6 protein-coding genes are annotated in these 7,402 nt (G+C 72.9%); 2 read left to right on the top strand and 4 right to left on the bottom strand.

From position 1 onward, the window contains the following. On the top strand, positions 1–1,935 hold a 1,935-nt coding region (locus JHN63_RS46745; RefSeq protein WP_200691221.1), incomplete at its 5' end, for an SUKH-4 family immunity protein. 189 nt (positions 1,936–2,124) lie between these two features. Then, positions 2,125–3,012, top strand: coding sequence for a cellulose-binding protein (locus tag JHN63_RS46740; protein ID WP_200691220.1), 888 nt, complete (start codon positions 2,125–2,127; stop codon positions 3,010–3,012). Between the two features lie 85 nt (positions 3,013–3,097). Here JHN63_RS46740 and JHN63_RS46735 read toward each other — a convergent pair whose 3' ends face one another. From JHN63_RS46735 to JHN63_RS46720, 4 genes are all read right to left on the bottom strand, one after another. Next, positions 3,098–3,682 carry a hypothetical protein gene (locus JHN63_RS46735; protein WP_200691219.1) on the bottom strand — a complete coding sequence of 195 codons (585 nt, stop codon included), beginning with the start codon at positions 3,680–3,682 and terminating at the stop codon, positions 3,098–3,100. Continuing rightward, positions 3,679–5,388 carry a PHP domain-containing protein gene (locus JHN63_RS46730; RefSeq protein WP_200691218.1) on the bottom strand — a complete coding sequence of 570 codons (1,710 nt, stop codon included), beginning with the start codon at positions 5,386–5,388 and terminating at the stop codon, positions 3,679–3,681. Before JHN63_RS46730 ends, JHN63_RS46735 begins: the two co-directional genes overlap by 4 nt. Positions 5,389–5,513: 125 nt before the next feature. Beyond that, positions 5,514–7,199, bottom strand: a complete 1,686-nt coding sequence (locus JHN63_RS46725) for a cation acetate symporter (RefSeq protein WP_200691217.1) — start codon at positions 7,197–7,199, stop codon at positions 5,514–5,516. Further along, a partial coding sequence (locus JHN63_RS46720; protein WP_200691216.1) for a DUF485 domain-containing protein occupies positions 7,196–7,402 on the bottom strand: 207 nt, incomplete at its 5' end. The genes JHN63_RS46725 and JHN63_RS46720, both read right to left, overlap by 4 nt.

Below are 7,402 nucleotides of genomic sequence, written 5' to 3'. Positions count from 1 at the left end.
GGGCAGGGGCAGGGGCAGGGGCAGCCTGGGGCGCCGGGTTCGTCGTCGTACGGGTATCCGCAAGGGCCCGGTGCTCCGGGTACCCCGCCGCCGGCGCCCGGTGGTCCGCAGGGTGCGCCCCCGCCGGGGTCCGCCTACGGGTATCCGCAGGGGCCGGGCGGTGCCGGTAACGTGCCGCAGCCTCCGGGTGGGCCCGGTGTGCCGGGGCGGGGGCTCGCGCCCAACGCCGGGGACATCGCCGACGCCGCCACCAGCAAGGCGGCGCCTCCGCCGCGCCGGGGCGGCGGTTCGAGGACGCCGCCTCCGCCGGGCGCGCCGGGGACGCCGGGTGCGCGGCCGGGCGGTGCGCCTGGATCTCCGCCGCCGCCTCCTCCGCCGCCGGGCGGTGGGTATGTGGCCACGCAGATGGTCCCGGGGCTCGGTCCGGACGGGCCCGGTGCGCCGCAGCCGCCCGGTACACCGCCGGGTGGGCCCGGTGCGCCGAACACCCCTGGGGGTACGCCTCCGGGCGCAGTGCACCATGCCGCGACGGTGTTTGCCGATCCCGGGCAGGGGGGCGGGCCCGCGTCCGCGGGGCCGAGGGCTCCGCAGCCGCCGGGTGCACCTGGTGCGCCTCAGCCGTCGAACGCCCCCGGGATGCCCGGCGCGCCCGGTGCTGCTCCTGGCGCCCCCGGTCCGCAGGGCGGTGCCCCCGGTGCCGTGCACCACGCCGAGACCGTGCTGGCCGGGCCCCCGGTCGGTGGGCCGGGTGCGCCTCCGCCGCCGCAATTCCCGGGCGCGCCCGGTGCGTTGGGCGGTCCCGGTATGCCGCCGGGCGCCCCGCCGCAGGGTGCGGTACCGCCCGGAGTAATGCCTCCCGGTGCGATGCCGCCCCCGGGGCAGCAGATGCCCGGGCGCCCCATGCCGGGGCAGCCTTTCCCCGGGCAGCAGCAGCCCGCCTACGGCTATCCGCCGCAGGGGCAGCCGACCGTCGGACCGGGCTATCAGGCCGTGTTGCGCTACCGCGCGCCGGACGGTTCCGAGCAGCAGCTGATCCGGCGGTCCGCGCCGGGGACGCCGCACCCGGAGTGGCAGATCTTCCACGAGCTGCGCGGCATGAACATCCCGCCGGACCAAGTACTCGAACTGCACACGGAGTTGGAGTCCTGCGAACTGCCGGGCGCGTACTGCGCGCGGATGATCCGCGAACAGTGGCCGCAGGCCCGCATCGCGAGCATCGCGCCGTACGGCACGGATCACGCGAGCCGGCAGCAGGGGATGCGCGAACTCCTCGCCCACCAGGGCGAGTTGCACCAGGTCGCCGACGGCCCGGCCCGACTCGCCCCGGTGCGGGCGCCGTTGCCGCCGGTGCAGCCGACACCGCCGGTCCCGCCGGAGGCGATCGCGCAGGAACTGGCGGGCGCGTTCGGGCCGGGAGTCTTCCGGTTCGAGCAGGCCGCGGTGTCCCGGCAGGGCGTCCCGCCGGTCGTCGCGCACACCCTGGTCGCGGCGGGGCTGCCGATGGACATGGGCCCGTTCTTCTGGGCGCAGGCCCAACCCGGCCGCCCGGTACCGACGTTGGCCGAACTCGCGCAGGAACGCGGGGTGCGGCCGTCCGCCGACGCGGGCTCCTACCTCGTCATGGGCAGCGACTTCGGCAAGGCGATCTGCGTCCAGTACGGCACGGCCAACATCGTCGCCGTACCGGTGGAGGCGGGGCCGGGCGGCGCGCCCGTACCGCCGCAGTTCGTGAACACCGGGCTGCCCGAGTTCGCGCGCTGTCTGGCGCTGCTCGGCCGGATGTGGCGACTGCGGTACGGGCTCAACCAGGAGCAGGCGGGCCGCTGGACCGTCGACTTCCAGGCGCAGCTCGCCTCGCTGGACCCGGCGGCGCTGGGTTCGCCGGAGAGCTGGTGGTCGGTGCTGCTGGAGCAGATGTGGGACGGGCTGCTGTGACGCCGGTCCGCTGAAGCGGCCGTACGGAAAGGGCCGGACCCGGTCGGACGACCGGGTCCGGCCCTTTTTTGCCTGGATGACGCCCGTGACCTGTCTGCGGAGTGTCGCGTTATGAACACTTACGCCCGATCCATCAAGATATGCGCGAAATCATCATTTCGTGTCCGTCGGGCGGAGAGGGGTTCCAGGATGAGCAGCGCATCGGTGTCGCCACGTGGCTTCGTGGCAGTACGGGGGCGCGGCTACCGCCCCGACCAGGTCGACGCGTACGCGGCGGCGATCTCCCGGCACCGGGACGCGGCCTGGGAACGGGCCGCGCGGCTGACCGTACTGGCCAGGGACATGGAGGCGGAGGCCGACCGGCTGCGGGAGACGGTGGCGCGGCTCGCCCCGCAGACGTACGAGACGCTCGGCGAGCGGGCGCGCCGGCTGTTCCAGCTGGGGGAGGAAGAGGCCGTCGCCGTACGGGAGTCCGCGCGGTGTGCGGCGCGCGAACAGGTCGCGCAGGCCGAGGCGCGCGCCGCCGGCGTACTCCAAGAAGCGCGGGAACACGCGGACGCGCTCCGCGTGGAGGTCGAGGAACGCGCCCGGCAGCGGCTCCTCTCGGCCCGCGCCGAGGCGGACGACATCCGGATCGGCGCCCGGCGCGAGGTGAAGGAGGGGCGCACGGAGGCGCTCGCCGCGCTGCGCGAGGTACGGCAGCGCACCGCCGCGATGCTGGGCGAGCAGGCCAAGGAGCACGCCGAGCGATGGGCCGAGGCGGAGCGCTCCGCGGAGGCGCGGGTGGCTGCGGTGGACGCGGAGTGCGCGGAGCGGGTGGCGCGTGCGGAGGCCGCGCTGGCCGAGGCCGAACAGGCCTACGCCGAGGCCGAGTTGTCGGACCGGCGCCGCCAGGAGGAGGCCGCGGAGCGTGCGGCCGAGGTGGTCGCGGAGGCACGGGTGCGGGCGGAGCGGATCGCCCGCGACACCGAGCGGGTGCTGCGCGAGCACGGGGAGACCTGGGACGACATGCAGGCGCACATGGATCACGTGCGGAGCAGTTTGACGGCGCTCACGGGGCGGGCGGCGGCGGAGTAGTTCGCTGCGGGTGCGTGGGGGCTGGTCGCGCCCAGGCGGCGGAGCCGCAGTTCGACACAGCCCCGCGCCCCTCGGTCGCCCGGGGTCAGCCGTGATCGGCGCAGCACGGTGTCGGGTTGGGGACCTCGAACGGGGCCAGGGTGTTGCCCACCGCCGGGACCAGGGCCAGGACCAGCTCGCCCGCGCGCCATTCCGGTCGTACGTGGTCCTGCGTGTGTACGGGGGTGGTGGGGGCGGGAGGTTCGCCCGATGTGGCGCCGACCACGATCACCCGGTCGATGGCCGTCCGTTCCAGGAGGTCGGACAGGGGGATCGTCCCCGTGAGGTGTTGCGCGCCGGGGAACAGGACCGCTCGGCCCGAGCGGCGGGCCGTGTGGTCGGCGGCTGCCAGGGCGGCGGCTTCCCGGTCGCCCCGGGGTGTGGTCCGCTCGGACTCCGTGAGCTGTCGCCAGGCGGTTTCCGCCGATTCGGCGTCCGGGAACTCCAGGGACACGGCCGTCCCCCGGCGTGCGTCCGTGCGGATCAGGTGGGTGCAGGCGACCGTCCCCGGGGGGAGCGCGAGCGTGGTCGTCAGGTCGCGGATCAGGTGGTCCGCCTCGCGGAGGGTCGCCGTGCCGGCGTCCACCCCTATGACGGGGTGGACGCCGGACGGGTCGTAGGACGTGCTCATGCGGGGAGGACCCACATCGGGTTGGAGTAGAACCAGAGGTCCTTCCACGGGTCGGCGTCGCCGAGGACGTCCATCGCGGGACCCGCGGGGTCGACCGCCGCGCCGTTGATGCCCACGGCGGAGCGGTTGCCGTCGGTGCCGCGGAGGCGGACGTAGACCGGCTTGTCGAGACGGCCGAGGGAGTAGGTGAGGCGGACCGTGCCGGAGGACTTGTCGACCTCGAAGGACTTGACGACCTTCGTCGCCGGGGTGGCGAAGGTGTCCTTGTCCTTGACGGGGCCGGTGACGTCGCCCTGGATGACGTCGACGCGGGCCAGAGTGGGCTGGAACTGGGCCCAGTTGGGGCCGTTGGCGAGGCTGATCCTGATGACCAGGTCGACCTGGGCGCCACGGCGGACGTGCAGCGAGCCGCCGAGGGTGACCTCGCGGCCGCCGGCGGAGAGGCGGGCGTCGAGGCCGCTGATCAGGCCGCCGTGGTCGACCCAGACGCGGCCCGCGCGGATGCCGTCCATGACCGCCTTGTACGCGAAGGAGGTCGAGCCGACGTGCGTGCGGGAGTACTGGCCGGGCCAGAAGTCGGTGTCGGTGAGGCTGATGCCGCCGCTGTAGACCGGGTCCTCGTAGCGGCCGTTGGCGTTGAAGTCGCCGCCGGGGCCGCGCAGGGCGGTGTCCGCGTAGACGTTGTGGGAGTCGGAGTTGGCGGTGATCCACCAGGGCTTGCCCTCGGCGAGGAGGCTGTCCCACAGGCCGCCGACCGTCGAGGTCATCCAGTCGAAGCCGCCCCAGGTGCGGTAACTCTCCAGCGGGTAACCGGCGAAGGAGTCGGCGCTGGGGCTGTTGTCGTAGATACCGCGTCCGCTGCCCGGGCCGTTCGGCTTGGGGATGCCGCCCGCCTGGTGGCCGGGGGCGCCCTCCATGCCGACCGCGATCGTGGGCTGCGCGTCGCGCCAGCCGCGGATCTCGTGCGGGGAGTCGATGCCCTTGCGCGCCGGGTGGTTGGCGAGGAACAGCGCGTCCTTGACCTTGCGGCGGCGGACCTGGTCGGCGAGGAAGTTGACGCCCGCGATGGCGAGGGCCTCGTTGGCGGGCGAGTTGCCGCTCGCGCCCTTGACGCTGCCGTCGAAGGAGTTCTCGAACTCCTTGAGCACGGCGACCTCGTTGGAGCCGGGGTGCACGAAGACCGTGCCGTGCTCGGCGCCCGGGATGTTCCACTCCAGGCCCTGGAAGACGAGGGTGTCCTCGGTCTTGTCACGGGCGTCGACGATGTCCGGATTGACCTTCTCCACGCCGATCTTGGCGTGCGCGACGCTGCCGTGGTCGGTGATGACCATCCAGTCCAGGCCGTGCGCGTTCGCCTGGCGTACGTGGTCGATGACGCGGTACTTGGCGTCGCTGCTGTACTGGGTGTGGATGTGGTGGTCACCGGCCAGCCACAGGTAACCGCCGTTGCCCTTCGACGACTTGGCCGTGTGCTCCTGCACCGACGCGGCTGCCTCCCCCGCGCCGGCGAGCACGCTGCCCGCCGCGAGTCCCGCGCCCAGCAGGCCCGTTCGGCGCAGCATGCCTCTTCGTGAGAGCTGACCGGGCGTCAACTCGGCGTCCGGGACCGATGTGTCGAGGGCGGGCGGCAGCGACGAGGCGTCCCCGTCCCCGTGGTGGTGATGGTGGTGGTGACCGTGGTCGCCGTGACTGTGGCCGTGGCTCATGTTCAACTCCCGCTGATGCAGGGACCTTCACGCTCGGACGTGCAGAGTCTGGAAAGGATCGGTGAACGACGGGAGTCGAGGCGGTGGTGTGGCAAAGAACGAGTCATGCACGGCTACGGCACCGGTCATGCGGGGTTTTTGCGTCGGTCATGCGGCGGCTCTCCGGGTGTCCCGCCGCCGGCTCCCCGTACCGCGCCCGCCAGGATCCAGCCCTCCGTCGCGTCGTACCGCCGCCGCTGTTCGTCCTCCTCGCGGCGGCCCGAGACGACCGTGCCCAGCCAGCCGAAGGCGAAGCCGAGCGGGATCGTGACCAGGCCCGTGGTGGTGAACGGGAACCAGTTGAAGTCGGCCCGCGGGAAGGCGGCGGCGGGGGAGCCGGAGACCAGGTTCGTGCCCGGCATCAGCACCAGGACCGCCAGGGTGCCGCCAATGAGCGTGTACAGCAGGCCTGTTCGGGTGTAGCGGCGCCAGAAGAGGCTGTAGACGAGGGCGGGCGCTATGGCCGAGGCGCCCAGGCAGAACGACAGGGTCACCAGGGGTTGCAGGCCCCGGTGCTGGACCAGCGTCGCGAGCAGGATCGCCAAAACGCCCACCGTCAGCGCGGAGTAGCGGGCCAGTGTCGTCTCGCGGCGGACCGGGATCTCCCGCGCGCGGGTCGCGAAGACGTCGTGGGCAAGGGAGTTGGCGCACGCGAGGATCATCCCGGCGACCGAGGCCAGCAGGGTCAGGAAGACGGCCGTGGTGACGGTGGTGAGCAGCAGGGTCTCCGTCGTCGACATGCCCGTCCCGAACACCGCCCGGGAGCCCAGGAGATAGGCCGTGTTGCCCTGGGGATCCGCCTGCGCGATCGCCGCCCGGCCGATCAACGCCGTCGCTCCGAACCCGACGACCGTCACGATCACCACGAACAGCGCCACGCTCGACACCGCCCACGACATCGACCGCCGCACCTGCCGGGCGCTCGACGCGGTGTACATGCGCATCGTGATGTGCGGCAGACAGGCGCCGCCGATCACCACCGTCAACTGCGAACTGATCATGTCCAGACGGGGACTTGGACCGCCGGCGAACTGGAGTCCCGAGTGCAGGAAGGCCGGTCCGGCGCCGCTGCGCTCCGCCGCCGTGTCGAAGAACAGGCCCAGGTCCCAGTGGAAGCGGTTCAGAAGGAGTACGGCGATGACGGCCCCGGACCCGAGCAGCATCACGATCTTCAGGATCTGGATGAGGGCGGTGCCCTTCATGCCGCCGATCGCCGCGTAGCTGATCATCAGCGCGCCCAGGCCGATGATGCAGCCGGTCTGGAGGAAGTCGCTGGAGAACCCGAGGATGAACGCCAACAGCTGTCCCGCGCCCGCGAGTTGGACCAGCATCAGCGGCAGCAGCGCGATGATGGTCACCGTGCACGCGACGATCCGTACGGACCGGCCCGGCATCCGGCGGGCGAGCGCGTCGCCCATCGTGAACCGGCCCGCGTTGCGCAGCGGTTCGGCCAGCAGGAACATCAGCAGCAGCAACGACAGGGCCGTGCTCAGCGCGAGCACCACGCCGTCGTAGCCGTACAGGGCGATCACCCCGCCCGTGCCCAGGACGCTCGCCGCGGAGATGTAATCACCCGCTATGGCAAGGCCGTTGCGCAGCGGCGAGAGGGAGCCGTAGCCCGTGTAGAACTCGTCGAGGTCGTCGCCGTCGGGGCCCGTCAGCACACACAGCAGCAGGGTGATCGTGGCGACGGTGGAGAACGCCACCAGCGACATGGTCTGCGAGGAGTCCCGCAGGCCGGTCAGCGCGGTCGTCGTGCTCGGCGCGGTCATCGTGCCGCCTCCCGTCTGGCGTCCAGTTCGGCCTGCTTGCGGAAGCGGTCCGCGAGGGGGTCGACGCGCCGCCGGGCCGTGTGCTCGTAGAGGGCTATCGCCAGCCAGGTGACGGGCAGTTGGACCAGCGCGAGCAGCAGCCCGGTGGGCACACCGCCCGCGCTGATGGCGAGCACCGTCGCGGGCGGTGTGCCCACCGGGCT

Origin of the sequence: Streptomyces sp. MBT65, from assembly GCF_016612545.1 — a bacterium.
Classification (GTDB): Bacteria; Actinomycetota; Actinomycetes; order Streptomycetales; family Streptomycetaceae; genus Streptomyces.
This window is presented reverse-complemented; position numbering and strand designations above follow the sequence as displayed.